Annotated in this window: 11 protein-coding genes, 1 tRNA gene and 3 pseudogenes; 8 read left to right on the top strand and 7 right to left on the bottom strand. The window is 70.3% G+C overall.

Translation table 11 applies throughout. From position 1 onward, the window contains the following. Together BCY76_RS18130 and BCY76_RS10645 are read left to right on the top strand one after the other, a co-directional pair. Window positions 1-871, top strand: a pseudogene (locus BCY76_RS18130) (hypothetical protein); the annotation flags it as partial. Between the two features lie 22 nt (window positions 872-893). Then, entirely contained in the window at window positions 894-1,451 is a 558-nt protein-coding gene (locus BCY76_RS10645) for a GNAT family N-acetyltransferase (RefSeq protein WP_070159387.1), read from the top strand. Between the two features lie 157 nt (window positions 1,452-1,608). Here the strand turns inward: BCY76_RS10645 and BCY76_RS10640 are convergent. Continuing rightward, a tRNA-Met gene (locus BCY76_RS10640) sits at window positions 1,609-1,682 on the bottom strand. A 147-nt stretch (window positions 1,683-1,829) separates the two neighbouring features. Between BCY76_RS10640 and BCY76_RS10635 the strand changes: the two genes are divergently transcribed. Continuing rightward, the gene (locus BCY76_RS10635) at window positions 1,830-2,624 is read left to right on the top strand and encodes a DUF2231 domain-containing protein (protein ID WP_139827739.1); all 795 of its coding nucleotides are present in this window, start codon (window positions 1,830-1,832) and stop codon (window positions 2,622-2,624) included. On the opposite strand, the gene BCY76_RS10630 is transcribed toward BCY76_RS10635, so the two are convergent. Both BCY76_RS10630 and BCY76_RS10625 read right to left on the bottom strand, forming a co-directional pair. Beyond that, window positions 2,546-5,680, bottom strand: a complete 3,135-nt coding sequence (locus tag BCY76_RS10630) for a UPF0182 family membrane protein (RefSeq protein WP_085437647.1) — start codon at window positions 5,678-5,680, stop codon at window positions 2,546-2,548. The two genes, BCY76_RS10635 and BCY76_RS10630, sit on opposite strands and share 79 nt — an antisense overlap. A 155-nt stretch (window positions 5,681-5,835) precedes the next feature. After that, the gene (locus BCY76_RS10625) at window positions 5,836-7,050 is read right to left on the bottom strand and encodes a YlbL family protein (RefSeq protein ID WP_083277407.1); all 1,215 of its coding nucleotides are present in this window, start codon (window positions 7,048-7,050) and stop codon (window positions 5,836-5,838) included. A 260-nt stretch (window positions 7,051-7,310) separates the two neighbouring features. Here BCY76_RS10625 and BCY76_RS20735 point away from each other — a divergent pair. After that, window positions 7,311-8,890: pseudogene (locus BCY76_RS20735) on the top strand (zinc-dependent metalloprotease). Here BCY76_RS20735 and BCY76_RS10615 read toward each other — a convergent pair. Then, entirely contained in the window at window positions 8,797-9,900 is a 1,104-nt protein-coding gene (locus tag BCY76_RS10615) for a hypothetical protein (protein WP_085437646.1), read from the bottom strand. The pseudogene BCY76_RS20735 and the gene BCY76_RS10615 sit on opposite strands and share 94 nt — an antisense overlap. Window positions 9,901-10,118: 218 nt before the next feature. Here BCY76_RS10615 and BCY76_RS10610 point away from each other — a divergent pair, with 218 nt between their 5' ends. Further along, window positions 10,119-10,691: a M48 metallopeptidase family protein gene (locus BCY76_RS10610; protein ID WP_139827738.1), complete on the top strand. Its 573-nt coding sequence runs from the start codon at window positions 10,119-10,121 to the stop codon at window positions 10,689-10,691. Window positions 10,692-10,768: 77 nt separating this feature from the next. On the opposite strand, the pseudogene BCY76_RS10605 reads toward BCY76_RS10610, so the two are convergent. Together BCY76_RS10605 and nudC are read right to left on the bottom strand one after the other, a co-directional pair. Continuing rightward, window positions 10,769-12,953 (bottom strand): annotated as a pseudogene (locus tag BCY76_RS10605) (ATP-dependent DNA helicase UvrD2). 58 nt (window positions 12,954-13,011) lie between these two features. Beyond that, window positions 13,012-14,088, bottom strand: a complete 1,077-nt coding sequence (gene nudC, locus BCY76_RS10600) for an NAD(+) diphosphatase (RefSeq protein WP_070159370.1) — start codon at window positions 14,086-14,088, stop codon at window positions 13,012-13,014. A gap of 105 nt (window positions 14,089-14,193) precedes the next feature. Here nudC and BCY76_RS10595 point away from each other — a divergent pair, with 105 nt between their 5' ends. The 3 genes from BCY76_RS10595 to BCY76_RS20415 all read left to right on the top strand — a co-directional run bounded on the left by BCY76_RS10595 (window position 14,194) and on the right by BCY76_RS20415 (window position 17,558). Then, on the top strand, window positions 14,194-16,062 hold the full coding sequence (locus tag BCY76_RS10595) for a phosphotransferase (RefSeq protein ID WP_083277406.1): 1,869 nt from the start codon (window positions 14,194-14,196) through the stop codon (window positions 16,060-16,062). Window positions 16,063-16,302: 240 nt separating this feature from the next. Further along, a complete protein-coding gene (locus tag BCY76_RS20420) occupies window positions 16,303-17,148 on the top strand; it encodes an MFS transporter (RefSeq protein ID WP_336582113.1) in 846 nt (281 codons plus the stop codon). Next, window positions 17,142-17,558: an MFS transporter gene (locus tag BCY76_RS20415; protein ID WP_336582109.1), complete on the top strand. Its 417-nt coding sequence runs from the start codon at window positions 17,142-17,144 to the stop codon at window positions 17,556-17,558. Before BCY76_RS20420 ends, BCY76_RS20415 begins: the two co-directional genes overlap by 7 nt. A gap of 6 nt (window positions 17,559-17,564) precedes the next feature. On the opposite strand, the gene BCY76_RS10585 is transcribed toward BCY76_RS20415, so the two are convergent. Then, complete coding sequence (locus BCY76_RS10585) at window positions 17,565-18,419, bottom strand: Fpg/Nei family DNA glycosylase (RefSeq protein ID WP_070159366.1); 855 nt, start codon at window positions 18,417-18,419, stop codon at window positions 17,565-17,567. Window positions 18,420-18,464 lie beyond the last annotated feature (45 nt).

Raw genomic sequence — 18,464 nt, 5'->3', positions numbered from 1 at the left:
GAGATCGCCGAGGCCGACGACGAGCCAGCCCCACCGCCGCCGTCGGGTCGCCGTCGTGCTCCTGGCCGTGCTGCTGCCGCTGATCGCGATCGGTGCGGTGGTCGTGCTGGGGCTGATGATCCTGGGCGATCGAGGCGCACCTGTGGCCGAGCAGACCCCGGCGCAGGAGCCCACCGCGTCCGAGCCGGAGGAGGCCGAGCCGTCGCCCGAGCCGGAGCCTGAACCGGAGGGCCCTGACCTCGACGAGCTGCGCGCCGCGCTCCAGGAGGTTCCCGAGGAGAGCGAGTGCGAGGACCCGCGGGCCGATGCGGAGCCCTTCGAGCTGCTGGCCGAGGCCGGCGAGGAGCAGGACGAGTGGAGTCAGGAGGACGAGGGGCTGGTCCAGGAGACGCTGGAGGATCTCCGCACCGCCTGTGACGACCCCTATGCGGCTCATGTGTATCTGCTGCTGGGCGGCGAGGAGGCCTCCTCCGGCGAGCTCAGCGCCGCCGTCGCGGACATGGGGATCGACTGGTTCAACTACGCCTTCCCCGCTGGCGACGCCGCGGAGATGACCTCGTTCTCCTCTCCCACCGGCAACGTCGTGTGCGAGATCGGCGACTCGCTGCGCTGCCGGGTGCTGGAGCACAGCTTCGACGCCCCGGACGGCTGCGAGGACGGCACCACGTACCGGATCCAGGTGGACGTGGGCCCCGAGCCTGACTGCGAGGACCAGCTCTCCCCCGAGGACGAGCCCCAGGTGCTGCAGTACGGCCAGACCGCGCAGAACGGATTCTTCGCCTGCGCGTCGTTCCCCGCGCAGATGTCCTGCTGGAATCAGCTGACCGGTGAGGGCATCAACCTCTCCTCCACCAGGAACAGCGTCTACTGAGGCCCCGGCTTCGGGGGTGATCATGTCTGAGCATCGACCCCCGCTGCCACCCTGGCCGGAGGACCCACCACACCACGGCGCGGTGACGCTGCGCGCGGTCCAGGACGCCGACGTCGAGATGGCCCGTGAGCTGTCCGAGGACCCGTACGTGCCCCTGATCGGCACCCTGCCCGCCCACGGCTCCGGGGAGGAACTCACAGCCTGGATCCGGCGTCAGCAGGGCCGGCACGCGGAGGGCACAGGCTTCGCCTTCACCATCACCGACGCCGACGACACCCCGGTGGGCCATTGCGGCCTATGGCTGCGGAACCTGCACCAGGGCCGGGCCTCCGCCGGATATGCGATCACCCCCTCTGCCCGAGGCCGAGGCCTGGCGGCGGACGCCCTCAACGCCCTCACTCGATTCGGGTGGAGCCTGGAGGGCCTGCACCGGATCGAGCTGTTCATCGAACCGTGGAACACCGCCTCCGTACGCACTGCGGAACGGGCAGGCTATGTGCGGGAGGGCCTGCTGTGCAGTCATCAGGAGATCGGCGGCAGGCGCCGGGACATGCTGCTCTACGCGGCGGTGCGGCCGTGAGCCGGTTCCCCGAGGCTCGCCCGCGAGCCTCGGGACCCTGTCGACGATGCTCGTTGCGAGGGCGAGCACTCCGCGGCCCACGGCCCGGGGTCAATCGTTCGGGCATGCGCGAAGGGCCCGACCGGAATCTCTTCCGATCGGGCCCTTCGGCTTCTCGTTGCGGGGGCAAGATTTGAACTTGCGACCTCCGGGTTATGAGCCCGGCGAGCTACCGAACTGCTCCACCCCGCGTTGACTTGTATTACTTTACCGGCGCATGAGCCACACGCAAAATCGAGACGAACGATCGGCCTGTGATCTCCGTCTCCCGGGCCGCAGAACCGTGACGTCCCAGGTCAGCCTCGGGTAGCGTCGGTGCCTCCACCGACAGTGACCCTCGTGACGCCGCCGGAGGCTCCCGTGATCTTCGACCTGCCGCTTCACCCGCTCGTCGTCCATGCCGTGGTCGTGCTGGTGCCGTTGGCCGCACTGCTCCTGGTCCTCGCGATCTGTGTGCCCCGTCTGCGTGCGGTCTGCGGACCGCTGGGGGTGATCCTCGCCGTGGCGGGGGCGATCTCCGCCGTCGTCGCGGACCAGTCCGGTTCGATCCTCACCGAGTACGTGGGCACTCCCGAGAAGCACATCCGCTGGGGGCTGCCCACCGTGTTCTCCTCCTCAGCGATGGCGCTGTCCTCGCTGCTGTGGTTCTTCCTGCGCGGCCGGCGTCTCCCCCGCCTGCTGTTCGGCGCCCTGACCATCCTCAGCGGAATCGCCGCGGTGACCTTCACCATCCTGGCCGGCCACAGCGGAGCCGAGGCCGTCTGGGGCGGCTCAGCTGACCCGACGCTGCTGCTCCAGACCCCGCTGCTCCAGACCCCGCTGCCCTCGTCGAGGTGGTCTGGAGTTGTCGGTACTCGACTCGATCGAGTCGAGTACCGACAACTCCAGACCAACTCAACGTCACGAGAACCCGCACTGACACTTCGCCCAGAGACGACGGCGGGGCCGGCTCCCCGTGAAGGGAACCGGCCCCGCCGTCTGCGGTCCAGCTGGAGAACCCCGCTCCGGGGCTCCGCGGCCAGGCCCGGAGGCCGGAGCCTCCGGACCTGCCGGGATCAGTCGCCGGCGATGGCCTCCTCGGCCGCCAGTGCGTCCTCCACGGCCTGCTGGAGCTCGGCCTGCGCCTCACCGTAGGCGGAGAAGTCGCCCTCCTCCAGAGCCGCCTGCGAGTCCTGCATGGCCTGGTTGGCCCGCTCCAGGGCGTCGGCCAGCTGCTCCTCCGGGGATCCGGTCGGGGCGTCCTCCACCGTGGGCTCGTCATCCTCGGTGGTGGCGTCCTCGTCCTCCGTGGTGGCGTCCTCATCCTCGGTCGGGGCCTCGAGGTCCTCGTCCTCGGTCGTGGCGTCGTCCCCGGTCGGGACCTCCACGTCCTCGTCCACGGCCTCACCCTCGACCCCGGCACCCTCGGCCACGGCGGCACCGGAGTCGCCGCCGAAGACCTGGTCCAGCGCCTCGCCGAGGGTGTCGGCGAAGCCGACCTCCTCGCCGTAGGAGACCAGCACCTTCCGCAGCAGCGGGTAGGCGGTGGCACCGGTGGACTGCACGTACACCGGCTGCACGTAGAGGATGCCTTCACCGGCCGGCAGCGTGACCATGTTGCCGTTGATCACCTCGGAGGCACCCTGACGCAGCAGGTTCAGCTCCTGGGAGACCACCGAGTTCGAGTCGAAGTTCGCCTGGGTCTGACCCGGGCCCGGCACGGCGGTGTCACGGGGCAGCTCCAGCAGGTGCAGGCTGCCGAAGTCCTCGTCCTTCACGCCGTCCTCGCCGGTGCCGGCGTCGCCGTTGGCGGCCAGGAAGCCGTAGAGCACGTTGCGCTGCTGGGCGCCCTCGGTGATCTGCGGGATGAACGTGGAGGTCAGGGAGAACTTCGGCTCGTCCTGACCCGGCATCTGCAGGGTCATGTAGTACGGCGGCTGCTTGACCGCTCCGTCGCCCTGGGTCGGGTCGTCCGGCACGGACCAGGCGTCGTTGTTCTCATAGAACGCACCCGGGTCGGTCACGTGGTACCGGCCCAGCAGCTCACGCTGCACCCGGAACATGTCCTCCGGGTAGCGGACGTGGTCCATGAGCTCCGCGCTCATCTCCGAGTACGGCTGCAGCGACTCGGGGAAGACGTTCTCCCAGGCCTTGAGGATCGGGTCCTCGTCATCCCAGGCGTAGAGCGTCACCGAGCCGTCATAGGCGTCCACGGTGGCCTTCACCGAGTTGCGCATGTAGTTGACCTGGCCGGAGAGCACCTGGCCGCCCTGCGTCAGGGCGTCGGTGGTGGCCGACTCCAGCTGCTGCTGCATGGAGTACGGGAAGTTCGCCGAGGTGGTGTAGCCCTCCACGATCCACTTCACGCGCCCGTCCACGATGGCCGGGTAGATGTTCTGGTCCACCTCCAGGAACGGAGCGACCTTCTCCACACGCTCACGCGGATGCCGGTCGTAGAGGATCTGCGACTCCTCGTTCATGTCGCCGGAGAGCAGGATCTCCGGGGACTGGAACTGGATCGCGTAGACCAGCCGGTTGAACAGGTTGCCCACAGAGGGGCCGCCCTCGCCGGAGAAGGTGTAGACCGTGTCCGCATCCGAGTTGCCAGAAGCGGGGCGGTCCAGCTCCATGGGGTCCGCACCCTCCGGCGCACCGACGATGGAGAAGTCGGTGGTGTTCTCGCCGAAGTAGATGCGCGGCTCGTAGTCCTCGTCGCTGGCCAGCTGGCCGCGGGTCGGGATGTCTCGCAGGGTGAAGTCGGGCCGCCCCTCCGGGGTCACCGTGGAGGCGTTGGCCGCCACCAGACCGTAGCCGTGGGTGAAGATCAGGTGCCGGTTCACCCAGGAGGCGTCGTCGGCCACGTTGACCTCGCGGGCGGCGATGACGGTGTCCTCGCGCTCCCCGTCGACCTCGTAGCGGTCGAAGCTCAGCGTGTCGTTGAACGCGTAGTACTGACGGAACTGCTGGAGCTGGCCGAAGGAGGCCGAGACCAGGTTCGGGTCCAGCAGACGGATGTTCTGCGTGTTGGCCGCGTCCTCGGCGAGCGCACCTTCGGCAGCCCGCGTCTCGGCGTCGTAGTCGTCCTGAGTGATCTCATCGAACCCGTAGGCGAAGCGGGTCATCTCCATGTTCCGCTCGATGTACGGGCTCTCCAGGGTGCGCTCCGAGGGACGCACCTGGTACTCCTGCACCAGGAAGGGGTAGACCGCGCCGCCGACGATCGCGGTGACGATCAGCACGGCGGTGCCGATGATGCTGAAGCGCCAGCGACCGGTCACGGCGGTGACGATGAAGATCCCCGCCACCAGGACTGCGGCGACGGCCAAGATGGTCTGCGCCGGGATGACGGCGTGGACGTCGGTGTAGAGGGCGCCGGCCCAGTTGCCGTCCTGGTTGGTCAGGGTCGCATAGCGGTCCAGCCACCAGTTGACGCCCTGCAGCAGCACGAAGATCGCCGCGGTCACGGCGATGTGCCAGCGGGCGGCCTTCTCGATCACGAATCGGCCGCTGGGCTCGATCCGGATGCCGCCGTAGAGGTAGTGGCAGATGATCCCGGCGATCCCGGCCACCAGGACGGCGGAGATGAGGAAGCCGTTGATGAAGCCCAGGAACGGCATCGTGAACACGAAGAACGCGAAGTCCAGGCCGAACTCAGGGTCCGTCATGCCGAACGGCTCCTGGTTGAAGAACAGCAGCACCTCCTCCCAGGCGCCGGAGGCCGCCGTCCCGGCGAAGAAGCCCATCAGGACCGGCAGGCCGATCATCAGCAGGCGACGCATGGAGGTCAGCGTGTTCTGGTAGCGCTGGATCGACTCGTTCATCTGTCGATCCAGGGTCTGCGGCCGGCTGCGGAAGGCCAGGAAGAGGCTCAGCCAGACCAGGGCACCCATCACCAGGAACCCGGCCAGGAAGATCCCGAGCCGGCTGAGCCGCTCGACCCAGAAGACCTCCGAATAGCCGACCTGGTTGTACCACATGATCTCGGCGTAGAAGCCGGAGGAGATCACGAACGCGCCGATCAGCACCGCGATGATGATGATCGTCAGCGTCAGCGCGGACGGACGCCGCGGACCGCTGCGCTGCGGACGCTGCGATCCGCCGCCGCCGGACCCCCCTCGGCCGGAACCGCCGTCGTCGTCAGAGCCGCCCGAGCCGAACAGGCCGGAGCCGCCGAAGGGGTTCGTCGAACCGAATCCCTGGGAGAAACTCACATCTACCCTCTCTTCGTCCCGGCCGGCGTCGTCGGTGCTCGATCCGTCCGGGACGTTGTGCTGTTGTGCTGGTCTGCTGCTGGTCTGGTCGAGTTGTTCAGGTGTCGTCGTCGTGGTCGGGGCCGCCGCAGGCTGCGCGGCGGGGTGCCGAGGTCTCAGCTGCCACAGACCTCGAGGGAGGCGAGGTAGGCGTCATCGTCATCCCGAACCGCCTCCACGATCTGCCGAGCCTGGTCGACGTCGTCCACCCCGTGGAGCTCCAGGCCCCGGGGCGTCCGGCCCTCGAGCTCCGCGCAGTTGTCCCGCGGGACCAGGAAATGGTCAGCGCCGGCGTCCCGCGCTCCGACCACCTTCTGCGCGATCCCGCCGATGGGACCGACAGTGCCGTCGGGATCCACCGTCCCGGTGCCGGCCCAGTCCTCGCCGCCGGTCATCGACTCCTCGGTGAGACGGTCGATGATCCCTAGGGAGAACATCAGCCCCGCGCTGGGGCCCCCGACGTCCTCCAGAGTGATCTCGACCTCCACCGGGAAGTCGAAGTCGCCCTGGAGCATGATGCCGACGTAGTAGTCGCCATCCGCCTCCTGGTAGGTGGGGACCTCGACGTCGAACTCCTCACCGTCCCTGGTCACTGTCAATTCTACCGGCTGACCTGCGGCGTCGTTCACAGCTTCGCGAAGTCCCTCGACGCCGGAGACCGGGTCGCCTCCTGCGGCGAGCACTTCGTCGCCGACCTCGAGCACCTCAGTGGTGCCGACGTCGGCGGCCTGCGGGGTGAAGTCGATGACACGCAGCCGCTGCCCGTAGTCGACGCCCAGCGCGTTCAGGGCCGCCGCCGTCGCCAAGTCCTGGGAGCTGGTCATCGCAGCGGTGTTCATCTGCTGGACCTCCTCGGCGGTGGTGCCCGAGGGGTAGACCAGCTCCTGCGGGAGCACGTCCACGGTCGGATCGAACCAACCGCGGACGACCTGCGGCACATAGACCACCGATGTGGGGGCTCCGTTGACGTAGACGGTGGTCATGTTCAGCGACCCCTCGGTGGAGTGCGTCTCCGCCCCATCGATGCTGATCATCGGCTCGTCGCCGCGCTCCCCGATGGTGTCGAACACTGGTCCGGGAGATTCGGTCAGATACGGGGCGGGGGTCCCCAGGAGGGCCGCTCCGAGGACGACCGCTCCCAGACCGCAGGCCAGCTGCACGGTGCGACGCACGGTCCAGCTGTGGGTGGGGCCCGCTGGGGGCGCGTCAGGGTCCCAGGGCGGCGGGATGGATGCGGCCGCACCCACCCGCTGAGCCGGCTCCGTGCCCGTGCCGTATCCCAGATGCGGGGGCTCTGCCGGCCGCCCCGAGGCAGTGAATCGTCCAGTCATAGTGATCCGGGCCATTGTCTCATCACCCGCGGAGGACGGCGAACTGGGCTGACGGACGCTGCCGCGGGAGCTGCCGACGGCCGCTGGGCGGCGTGCCCTCATCGGCGTCGTCCTGGTGATTCGCCGGCGCCGCCCCGGGCACGGGACGCGCGCTTCCTCCCTGCGCGAACTGGCCCACGCGCCCACAGACACCGTCCATGGCCCGGCAGTAGGCTGGGAGGTCCAGAGACCCAGGCGGATCGACCACTCAGGAGCAGCTCATGAATGCCGACGATTCCGAACGCCGCGGCGAGGACCGCGACGACGAGGGCCGCGAGGAGAACGAGGGCGACCAGCCCCAGGACCCCATGGAGGAGATGTTCCGCCGCATGTTCGGCGGAGAGCCCGGGCAGGGCAGCCCTGCAGGGCAGGGCCCGTCGATCGGCTTCACCGGCACTCCGGGCCAGGGCGGGCCCCAGCTGCCCGAAGGCTTCGACCCGTCGCAGCTGGGTCTGCCGCAGATGGATCCCCAGATGATGCAGCAGATCATGGGACAGGTCCAGGCGATGTTCTCCGCCATGCAGAGCTCCTCCGAGGAGGACCGGCAGGGCCCGGTCAACTGGACCATGGCGAAGCAGGCCGCCCGCCAGGCCGCGGCCGGCGACGACCCGAGCGTCTCTCCGGCCCAGAGCCGCGCCGTGGACGAGGCCCTGCGCCTGGCTGACATGTGGCTCGACGGCGCCACCGGCTTCGAGTCGGTGGGCCAGATCGGTCAGGCCTGGGCCCGGGCTCAGTGGGTGGAGGAGACCTTCGACTCCTGGCGCCGCCTGACGGAACCCGTGGCCGAGTCGGTGGCCGAGGCGCTCTCCGGAGCCATCAAGGGCCAACTCGACGAGCAGGGCTCGGGGTTCCCCCCGGAGATGCAGGCCATGATGGGCGGGGCCGGGGCCGAGCAGATCAGCGGCATGATCCAGTCCATGGGCGGCATGGCCTTCGGCATACAGCTCGGCCAGGCGGTGGGTGCGCTGGCCAAGGAGGTGCATTCGGCCTCGGACATCGGCCTGCCGCTGGCCGGGCGCACCATGCGCTGCTGCCGAAGAACGTGGAGGAGTTCAGCGCCGGCCTCCAGGTGGACAAGCAGGAGGTCCTGCTGTTCCTGGCCCTGCGGGAGGCCGCAAGGATGCGGCTGTTCGCCCAGTGCCCGTGGCTGGAGCAGGACCTGTTCAATGCGGTGGCTCAGTACGCCGCCGGGATCCACATCGACATGGGTCGCATCGAGGAGGCCGCCTCGCAGATCGACCCGACCAACCCGGAGGCGATGCAGGAGGTCCTCGGCGAAGGGCTGTTCACCCCGGAACGGACCCCGATGCAGGACGCCGCTCTGCGGCGCATCGAGACCACCCTCGCCCTGGTGGAGGGCTGGGTGGACGACGTCGTCTCGCAGGCCGCCGAGCACCTGGAGTCGCTGCCTGCACTGCGCGAGACGCTGAACCGACGCCGGGCCACCGGCGGCCCGGCCGAGCACACCTTCGCCGCGCTGGTGGGCCTGGAGCTGCGTCCGCGCCGCCTGCGCGATGCGGCCGCCCTGTGGGCGCACCTGCGGGAGACCTCCGGGATGACCGGCCGGGACGAGGTGTGGGCTCACCCGGACGTGCAGCCCACCGAGGAGGACCTGGACGACCCGCAGGGCTTCCAGGCCCGCCAGGAGGAGCGCGCCGCCGAGTCCGCCCGCATCGACGAAGAGCTGCAGAAGCTGCTCGACGGCGGTTACGACGGCCCCAGCAGTTCGGGCGGTCCAGGCGGCTCGGGCGGTCCAGGCGGCTCGGATGACTCCGGGGATGATCCGAAGAGTTCGGACTGAGCCCGGCACGGGCAGTCCGACGACGGCGGCACGGGGCGCGCGCTGATCGCCCCGGTGCCGCCGTCGATCCACAGCACAGCATCCGTCAGCGCCGGCAGCTGCGGGCCGGCGAGCAGCTCCCCCAGCTGGTGGATGAGCAGATGCGCCGCCATGCCCTGCAGCGGCCAGACCGCCGCACCGGAGGCGAAGAACGCCATCGGGGCACCATCGTCTCCTCCGTCTGCTCCCCCGACTCCGAGGCTGCTTCCCTGCCGCTGCAGGCAGTCTGGGCAGGGTGCCGGCCCCCCGTCCGAGATGACCGGGCCCAACATCATCCCGTCAGCTGTGGTGAGGACGGGCAGCACGCGGCGTGACTCCCGCAGCCCGGCGATGAGCTCCTCCCGCCTCGGCCAGCCCGGGGCGCCGGCGTCGGTCTCCCGGATGAGGACCTGCACGTCCGCGGCCTGCACCACGCCGTCCGGCGGGCAGGACAGCACCGTCACCCCGTCGGCGGTCTCGGCGAGCTCGTCGGCGAGGTCCTCCGCCCGCAGACGGTCCGGGCCTCCCCCGTGCCGTCGGCCGACCTCCGGCGGCAGATCGACCGGGGCGGCGTCGCGCAGCACCACCGTCCCCACGCCGTGGCGCACCAGCAGATCGGCCAGCGCTTCACCGCACGGCGTCAGCCCGTCCACCAGCACACAGGACTGGGCCAGCCGGGTGCGGCGCACCTCGGCTGCCGATACTCCCGTCTCGCGCTCGAGCACTCCGTGGTTCCACAGCCGCTCCACCACGCGCGGAGCGGCATCCACCGGCACCCCTCTGTCCAGCTGACGGGCGGCGGCGAGCAGCGCCTCGGCGTCTCCCTCCAGGAGCACCGAGGCTGTCCCTGAGCGCAGGTGGAGCGTGGTCTCGCCCACGCCGGTGACGGTCGCCCGGGGCGGCAACCGGTACACCGGGCCGGCAGCTCCGAGCTCCAGATCCACCTTCTCCAGGTCGTCGGCGCCGGCGGCGTCCACAGCGGTGAGGTCCATGACGACATCCTGGCAGAGTTCAGGCACCGACTCTCAGAGTTATCCACAGGCTGCTCTGACCTGGGGTGATGGGCGGTGACCATGCGGCTCGCCTCATGGGGAGGTCCCCTGTCACCGGCCGCCGCTAGACTCTCCTGCGACCGCCCCACACCCACCACCGCGCCTCTCCCACAGCACAGCCCCGGGCAGCACAGCACAGCACAGCACCAGGAGGACCGATGCCTCGCAGCTCCACCGATCGGCGCCGCGGCTCTGCCGGACCGCAGGACGCCCAGCGGATCATGGTCGACGGCGATGAGGTGCTGGTGATCCGCTCCCCTCGCAGAACACGCACTGTGACCGCCGACCAGGTGGACGGCACGCTGCGGCTGCGGGTGCCGTCCCGACTCAGCCGTGCCCAGGTGGATGAGCATGCGCGGGCCTTCCAGCAGAAGCTCCGGCGCCGTGCGGAACAGCGCCGACGGACCGACGAGGAGCTGATGCGCCGCGCCCTGGAGCTCTCTCGAGAGCATCTCGACGACATCCCCCGGCCGACCTCGGTGGTGTGGTCGGACCGGCAGACGACCCGCTGGGGCTCCACGACCTCCACGGAGGGGACCATTCGGCTGTCGTCGCGTCTGCAGAAGATGCCGCTGTGGGTCCAGGACGCCGTGCTGGTGCATGAGCTGGCGCACCTGATCGAACCGGGGCACGGGCCGCGGTTCCAGGCCCTGGTGGCCCGCTATCCCCGCACCCGGGAGGCCGACGCGTTCCTCGAGGGCGTCAGCTTCGCCTGGAGCCATCCCCAGTGAGGGCCAGAGTCTGACGGAGCCCCGATGATGCCGGGACGCCCCAGCGACGCGCCTCATCGGCGCCTCAGCGACACGTCTCAGCCGCGGCGTGCCTGGGCCGCCTCGCTGAGGACGGCTTTGAGCGCCTCACCGTGCTTCTCCAGCTTCCTCTCCCCCACGCCGGGGACCTGCAGCAGCTCGGCGTCGGTGCGCGGCAGCCGCTCGGCGATGACCTCCAGGGTGGCGTCGGTGAACACCACGAAGGCCGGGACGTCGAGCTCCTTGGCGTGCGAGGACCTCCAGGAACGCAGTCGCTCGTAGAGCTCCTCGTCGTAGCGGGCCGGACAGTCCTCGCAGCGGCGGCGCTTGACCTCGGTGCCGGTGGTCAGCACGGTCCCGCAGGATGAGCAGGTGGCGGTCCTCTTCTTCGCCCGCGAGTTCGGGTTCACCGTCCCCGACGACGGCGCGATCCGTCGGGTGGGCTCCTCCAGCCCGAGCTCACGGCGCAGCGGCCGCAGGAACCTCGACGGGCTGCGTCGGCCCCGGCCCCCGGAGTGCCGGGACTGGGCGGAGGACATGTACAGGTGCTTCCGGGCGCGGGTGATGCCCACGTAGAGGAGTCGGCGCTCCTCATCGATCTCCCGCTGGGTCTTGGCGAAGGTGATCGGCATCAGCCTTCGCTGAGTCCGGCGAGGAAGACCGCGTCCCACTCCAGGCCCTTGGCCGAGTGCAGGGAGGCCAGGGTGACGCCCTCCACGGTGGGGGCGTGCTGAGCGGCCGAGCGCTCCTCGAGCTCGGTGATGAACTGCCGCATGGTGAGCGTCTCGTCGAGCATCTCCCGTTCGGCGTGCAGCTGATCAGCCAGGCCCACCAGCGCGGACATCGACTCCCAGCGCTCCCGCACCGCACCGGTGCCCTCGGGGGCCTCGCGGCGCCAGCCGTGGGAGGAGAGGATGTCACTCACGGTCTTGGGCACGCCGTCGCCGCTCTCCTCCACCAGGGAGGAGGTGCGCAGCGCAGCGAGCGCCTCGCGGACCTCCCGTCGGGAGAAGAAGCGTTCGGAGCCGCGCAGCTGGTAGGAGATGCCGGCGGTGGCGAGCGCCTGCTCGAAAGCTTGGGACTGCCCGTTGGTGCGGTAGAGGATCGCGATCTCACTCAGCGGCACCCCGGAGTCCCGCAGCGCGACGATCTGCTCGGCGATCCAGCTGGCCTCGGCGTCGTCGTCGGCATGCTGGGTCAGCGACGGGGCCGGCCCGTGCTCGCGCTGAGAGATCAGTCGCAGCGGATCCGGCCACGCGGGCGGATGCTCACCCTGGGCCTGCATCTGGGCGCGGATCTTCGCCTGCTCCCGGGTGCGGTCGGCCAGCAGCACGTTGGCCAGCTGCACCACCTGCGGGGTGGAGCGGTAGTCCCGCACCAGGCGGACCACCTTCGCCTGCGGATGCCGGCGGGTGAACTGCAGCAGGTGGTCCGGGGTCGCGCCCGTGAAGGAGTAGATGGTCTGGGCTGCGTCTCCAACCACGCACAGCTCCTCCCGGCCACCCAGCCACAGATCCAGCAGACGCTGCTGCAGCGGGGAGACGTCCTGGTACTCGTCCACCACGAAGTGCCGGTACTGCTGACGCACCTGCGCGGCGACCCGTTCGTCGTCCTCGAGCATGCCCACCGTCAGCAGCAGCACGTCCTCGAAGTCGATGAGGTGCTTGTCCAGCTTGACGTCCTCATAGGACTGGTAGAGCTTCGCGAAGGTGCGATGGTCCACTCCCCCCGGTTCGGGGCGGTGGGCGGCGAGCTCCAGGTAGGAGTCCGGGGTCAGGGTCGAGACCTTGGCCCACTCGATCTCGGAGGCCAGGTCCCGCAGGGCGGCCCGGTCGGTGGAGATGTGCAGCCTCCGGGCCGCCTCGGTGAGCAGGCGGACCTTATGGTCGAGGATCTCCGGCATGGTGCCACCGATGGCCATCGGCCAGAAGTACTGCAGCTGGCGCAGGGCGGCGGCGTGGAAGGTGCGGGCCTGCACGCCGGGGGCGCCCAGGGCGTTGAGCCGTGAGCGCATCTCGCCGCGGCCCGGGCGGTGAAGGTCACGGCCAGCAGCCGGTGGGGATCGTAGACGCCGGCGCGCACTCCGTAGGCGATGCGGTGGGTGATGGCGCGGGTCTTGCCGGCGCCGGCGCGGGCGAGGATGCACAGCGGCCCGGTCAGCGTGCTGGCGGCCTCGCGCTGCTCGTCGTCGAGCCCGGCGAGGACCGCGTCCGGAGCCTGAGGATCGGACGGGGTCGAGGTCATCGCGCTCCTCTGCTCCAGATGTCGACGTCGGGCAACGTGCCACCGTACCAGTGTTCGATCAGCCTCGGGAGATCGAGGACCGCGGCGGGATGCCGATGCGGCCCTCGGCGACCTGCTGGTGGAGCTCCTCCCGGGTGAACCAGCGGACGTCGCGGATCTCATCCTCATCGGCATGGGCCACGGCGTCGCGGGTGTGGGCCAGGTAGCCCAGCATCAGCGAGCGTGGGAACGGCCAGGCCTGGGAGCCGATGTACTCCACGCGTGCGACGGCGGCGCCGGCCTCCTCGGCGACCTCGCGCACCACCGCGTCCTCCAGGGACTCGCCGGCCTCCACGAAGCCGGCGAAGGTGGAGTACATGCGGGCGTCCCAGCGGGTGGCAGAGCCGAGCAGCAGTCGGTCCTGGGGATCCACGACGGCGGTGATGACGGCAGGGTCGGTGCGGGGGAAGTGTTCGGCTCCGCAGGCCGGGCACTGCCGCATCCAGCCGGAGCTGCGTACCTCGGTGACGGCGCCGCAGCGAGGGCAGTGCGCGGAGTTCGCATGCCAGTTCAGCACGGCGGTGGCCTGGGTGAGCAGTTCGCCCTCCAGCGCGGGCAGGTGGGCGCCGACGGAGCGCAGGTCCGCCCAGCGCAGGACCGGGTGCTCGGTGTCGGAGACGCCGTTCCGGTCGCCCGACTCGCGCATGACTCCGCTGTCTGCGTGGCCTGATGGCCGGGCGGAGGAAGACTCGGTGACGGACGCCAGGTCGCCGTCGTGGGCCTGCCCGGGGGCGGGCACGGCGATCAGGTGCCGCGGACGTTCCTCATGAGTGGCCTCTGAAGCGGCTCCTAGGGGTGCCGCTCCCAGGTAGACGGCGTCTTCGGGCAGCGGGCCCTCGGGCGCCTCGAAGACCAGGCGCAGGCGCGAGGTGTGCGCGACGTCGTGTTCTGTCCCGTTCCGGGAGCCTTCGGCGTCAGGGCCGCCGTCGGAGCGGGCGGCGCGCACCGGGGCGCGGCCGCCGTCGAGCCGGAGCACACCGGTGCCGGGAGCGGTCCAGACCTCCGCCAGCCAGTCGGGACGCTGTCGATCCTGGTCCCGCCGGTCGATGCGGGGACGGGTCAGCGGGAGGTCGAGAACACCGGGTGCAGACTGCATGGATCTACCGTAGCGCTCGGCGGTGGCTGGTCCGAGCCTGAGGAATTGAGGAACACGGCGTGGCCTAGCGGTCCCGGAGCACCCCGAGACCATACGCTGGTGACCGTGCGATGGACATCGATGGAACTGGCGGCGCTGGCCACCGCCGCCGTGCCGGGCCTCTCCCCGACCGGCGTGGCCGCCGTCGCCGACGACGCCCGCGACTTCACCTCGGCGATCGTCATCGATGCCGAGGGCAACCGGTGGCGCATCCGGTCTCCGCAGCACCAGGAGGCGGCGATGCGCCTGGAGACCGAGCTGCAGGTGCTGCGCGGCTTCTCCACCGCCATCCGCGCCGAGCTGCCCTTCCGGGTCCCGTCGGTGGCCGGTGCGGTGCGCCGCGGCGAGATGCGCACCTTCGTGTACAACCATCTTCCCGGCCAGACCCTGGAACTCGAAGAGCTCACCTCCTCCGGCGCCGAGGTGATCGGCGACGTCGGCCGCACGATCGCCGCGATCCATGATCTGGACGAGTCCGTGGTGGACAACGCGGACCTGCCCCGTTATTCGGCCGAGAGGTTCCGGCAGCGTCGCCTCAACGAGCTCGACCAGGCCGCCACCACCGGGCAGATCCCCTCCACCCTGCTGCGCCGCTGGGAGCACGCCATGGAGGAGAAGGAGCTGTGGGACTTCACCCCGGCGGTGGCCCACGGTGACCTGCACGAGGACAACCTGCACGTGGACGGCGAGCGCGTGGTGGCCGTGACGGGGTGGACCGACCTGCACATCGGGGACCCCGCCGACGACTTCGCGTGGCTGACCGCCACCCCTGACCCTGACTTCGCCCATGCGGTGCTGACCGCCTACCAGGAGCATCGCCGGGGGCCCAGTGATCCGCACCTGATGCGCCGGGCCGCACTGACCGCCGAGTTCGCCCTGGCCCAGTGGCTGGTCCGTGGACACGCCACCGAGAACCGGGAGATGATCGACGAGGCGTTGAACCTGCTGCGGCAGCTCGAGGAGGACATCGAGGCCCACGGCGGGCAGCCGATCGCCCTGACCCCGATGGAGGGTGAGGAGCCCGCGGAGGCGCAGGACTCGCGTCCGGTGGCTCGCGCCGGGGCGGCCGCCACGGTGGCCGACACCGGCGAGTGGGCCGACTCTGGAGCAGGCGATCACGAACCCGCGGTGATCACCGACGCCTCGGCCGATGAGGACGCCTCCGCTGAGGGCTCCCCCGACGAGGACGGTGCTGCGAACCAGGACGCCGAGGACTCGGACGCCGGGAACGGGGACGCCGAGGACTCGGACGCCGGGGCCGCAGCCGAGACCGGTGCTCAGGATCAGGGGGCCGGTCAGGCTCGGGCTGATGCTGCGGCCGAGGCGCCGACCGAGTCCGAGTTCGACGACGAGACCCCGACAGGGCAGTTTCCCGCGGTCTCGGCCGGCTCCCCCGGCATGGCCGGGGCTCCCGCGGACGAGCAGCCCACCGGTGCGATCCCCCAGCAGGTGGACGATTCGCACTTCCTGGATGACGACGACGTCCCCACCGGGACGATCTCCCCGGTGCCGCCGGCAGGAGCCGGCTCACCCGGCGCTGAACGGCACCCGTCCTCGGGTTCACTGCCCATCCTGCCGGATGAGGAGTCCGAGAAGCGGTCCAAGCAGAAGAACTACTTCCCGGCGAAGTCCGCCGACAGCGCCCGTTCCGCGGACAGTGCTCGCTCCGCGCCCAGCGCCGACACCGGCTCCCATGCGGTCGTCGCCGACGCCACCGGAGCCGACGATCGAGCGGATTCCCCAGACGCCGTCGGGACCGCTCATGACAGCGAGGCCCCGGCGACGGAGCCGAAGACAGCCGAGGTCACTTCGGCCGAGACGCCGACTCCCGGCCCATCAGGCGAGCAGTCAGGCTCCGGTGAGGCGCCGTCGTCGTCCGGCACGCGAGACTCGGTGTACTCGGCGTATCCGGGGCTGCGCCCGCCGGGCTCCTGATCCGCCCCCTGACGGGGACCTTCCGGCGCGTCGCGCTGGCTCGCTTCCCTTGGGCCAGCCCGACGCGCCGGTGCTGTGCCAGCTATGTGACAGCTATCTCCTTGCGGGAGGGAATGTGTGTCCCGTACCGCGGGTTGTCGCCTGCGTGTTCAGCACACCGGTGTGCTCTCTTCTGACGAACGCAGTCCTGTCTTCCGCGCCGCCCTCGGCGTGCACACCTGATTGACGAGGGGATTCTCCGTGCCGACCTCCCACCATGCTCCGCAGACCGATTCCGCGCACCCCGCCACCAGCGACATCCCCCTGGTGACGGAGGACCCGCGGTTCTCCCGACGGCAGATCGCCATCGCGATCGTGGCGCTGTCTCTGGGCGGCTTCGCGATCGGTGTCACCGAGTTCGCGATCATGGGCCTGCTGCAGGAGGCCGTGGCCGATCTGGGGATCACCATCCCGCAGGGCGGCCACCTGATCAGTGCTTACGCCCTGGGTGTGGTGGTCGGCGCCCCGCTGCTGTCGCTGCCCGGGGCGACCCGGGAGCGGCGCAGCTATGCGCTGTTCCTGCTGGGGCTGTTCGTGATCGGCCACGGGCTGAGCCTGGTGGCGCCGAACTACGAGACGATGCTGGCCGCCCGGTTCATCTCCGGGCTGCCGCATGGCGCGTACTTCGCAGTGGCGGCACTGATGGCCGCGCAGATGGCGGGACCCACCCGTCGGTCAAAGGCGATCGCCGCGGTGCTCGGCGGCCTGGCGATCGCCAACGTCATCGGTGTCCCGGTGGTGACGTGGGCCGGTCAGCAGTTCGGGTGGCGCTGGATGTTCGCCATCGTGATCGTGCTGGCGCTGATCACCATGGCGGCCGTCGCCGTGTTCGCGCCGCGGCAGATGCCGTCGAAGCACGCCTCGATCATGGGCGAGCTGAAGGGTCTGCGGTCCCAGAAGCTGTGGGTGGGGATCCTGCTGGCCGTCATCGGGTTCTGCGGCATGTTCGCGCTGTACTCCTACATCTCCCCGGTGATGACTGACGTAGCCCTGCTGGACCCCCGCTACCTGCCTATGTGGTGGGGCTCTACGGGGTCGGCATGGTAGTCGGCAACTTCGTCGGCGGGTGGGCCGCCGACAAGTCGGTGCTGGGGACCGTGATCATCTCCATGGCGCTGATCGCCGTGTTCATGGTGCTGTTCGCCTCCACCGCGCATGTGGTGGTGCTGGCGCTGGTGTTCCTGTTCCTGGTGGGGGCCTCTGCCTCCTGCTTGAGCCCTGCCATGCAGACCTTCCTGATCGACTCCGCGCCGCGGGCACCCCAGCTGGCGGCCTCGCTGCACCACTCCGCGTTCAACGCCGCCAACGCCCTGGGCGCCGTGCTGGGCGCGGCAGTGATCGACGCCGGTTGGGGTCTGCGGGCACCCAGCTATGTGGGGGCGGTGGCCGCCGGTGTGGGTGTGCTGATCGCCGCCTATGTGATCTGGCTCAGCCGCCGGGAGGCCGCGCGGGTCTGAGACTGCTCAGCGCGCGACCCACGGGCTCTGCGGAGCAGCCGGGCGTCCGGGAGGTGGCTGGCATCGGGGGCAGAAGTAGATGACCCGATCCTCCTGGGCGGCGCGTCGCTGGGCCGCTTCTCCTGACGTGGCGCGCTCGATGTGTCCTCGGCAACGCAGGCAGGGCTTTCCCCCGCGGCCGTAGACCCACAGGTCGGTACCGCCGCCAGGGGTGCCAGTGGTGCAGCGTCGAGGGCGCAGCTTGTTGATGCCCAGGAGGCGGTGTGCGAGGGCCAGGGCACGCTCCAGGTCTGGAACGCTGCGGACGGGAGTCTCCGGGTGGATCCCGGCGAGGAAGCAGATCTCACTGCGGTAGACGTTCCCGACGCCGGCCAGGTTCCGTTGGTCCAGCAGCGCGACGCCGATGGCCCGGTCCGGCTGGGTGAGCAGGCGGCGCCGGGCCTCGCCGGCGTCCCAGTCGTCTCCAAGGGGGTCTGGCCCCAGGTGCGCCAGGTGCTTCTGTGCCTCGGCAGGGCTGAAGACGTGGAGCTCCCCCAGGGAGAAACCGACCGCCTGGTGATCAGCGGTGGTGAGGACACAACGGGCGGTGTGGCCGGGGCGCCTCCAGTGGGGCCTGCTGCCGTCCGCCGGGAGGCCGTAGACATGCCAGGTGCCCTCCATCTTCAGGTGCGAGTGCAGTACGGCCTGAGGCAGGTGGATCAGCAGGTGCTTCCCTCGGGAATGGACCCTCTCGATGGTCTGACCAGCGACGTCGACGGCGGCAAAGGCCGGGACGCGAAACTCGGAGGCGAGCAGGGTTCTGCCCGCCAGCGCCCCGTGCAGGAGCGCGGCCTCGCGGTAGATGCTGTCACCTTCGGGCATGGGTTCAGTATCGGGGATACTCACTGATCGCGGCGAACGTGTGCT

The sequence above is a fragment of the Nesterenkonia sp. PF2B19 genome (genome assembly GCF_001758425.2).
Taxonomy (GTDB): Bacteria; Actinomycetota; Actinomycetes; order Actinomycetales; family Micrococcaceae; genus Nesterenkonia; species Nesterenkonia aethiopica.
This window is presented reverse-complemented; position numbering and strand designations above follow the sequence as displayed.

What these genes read in the sequence shown, in the direction of transcription:
- BCY76_RS10610 (WP_139827738.1), top strand. Translation starts at nt 10,119, where the DNA reads ATGCCTCGCAGCTCCACCGATCGGCGCCGCGGCTCTGCCGGACCGCAG.
- BCY76_RS10625 (WP_083277407.1), bottom strand. Translation starts at nt 7,050, where the DNA reads ATGACTGGACGATTCACTGCCTCGGGGCGGCCGGCAGAGCCCCCGCAT.
- BCY76_RS10585 (WP_070159366.1), bottom strand. Translation starts at nt 18,419, where the DNA reads ATGCCCGAAGGTGACAGCATCTACCGCGAGGCCGCGCTCCTGCACGGG.
- BCY76_RS20415 (WP_336582109.1), top strand. Translation starts at nt 17,142, where the DNA reads ATGGTAGTCGGCAACTTCGTCGGCGGGTGGGCCGCCGACAAGTCGGTG.
- BCY76_RS10615 (WP_085437646.1), bottom strand. Translation starts at nt 9,900, where the DNA reads ATGGACCTCACCGCTGTGGACGCCGCCGGCGCCGACGACCTGGAGAAG.
- nudC (WP_070159370.1), bottom strand. Translation starts at nt 14,088, where the DNA reads ATGCAGTCTGCACCCGGTGTTCTCGACCTCCCGCTGACCCGTCCCCGC.
- BCY76_RS10645 (WP_070159387.1), top strand. Translation starts at nt 894, where the DNA reads ATGTCTGAGCATCGACCCCCGCTGCCACCCTGGCCGGAGGACCCACCA.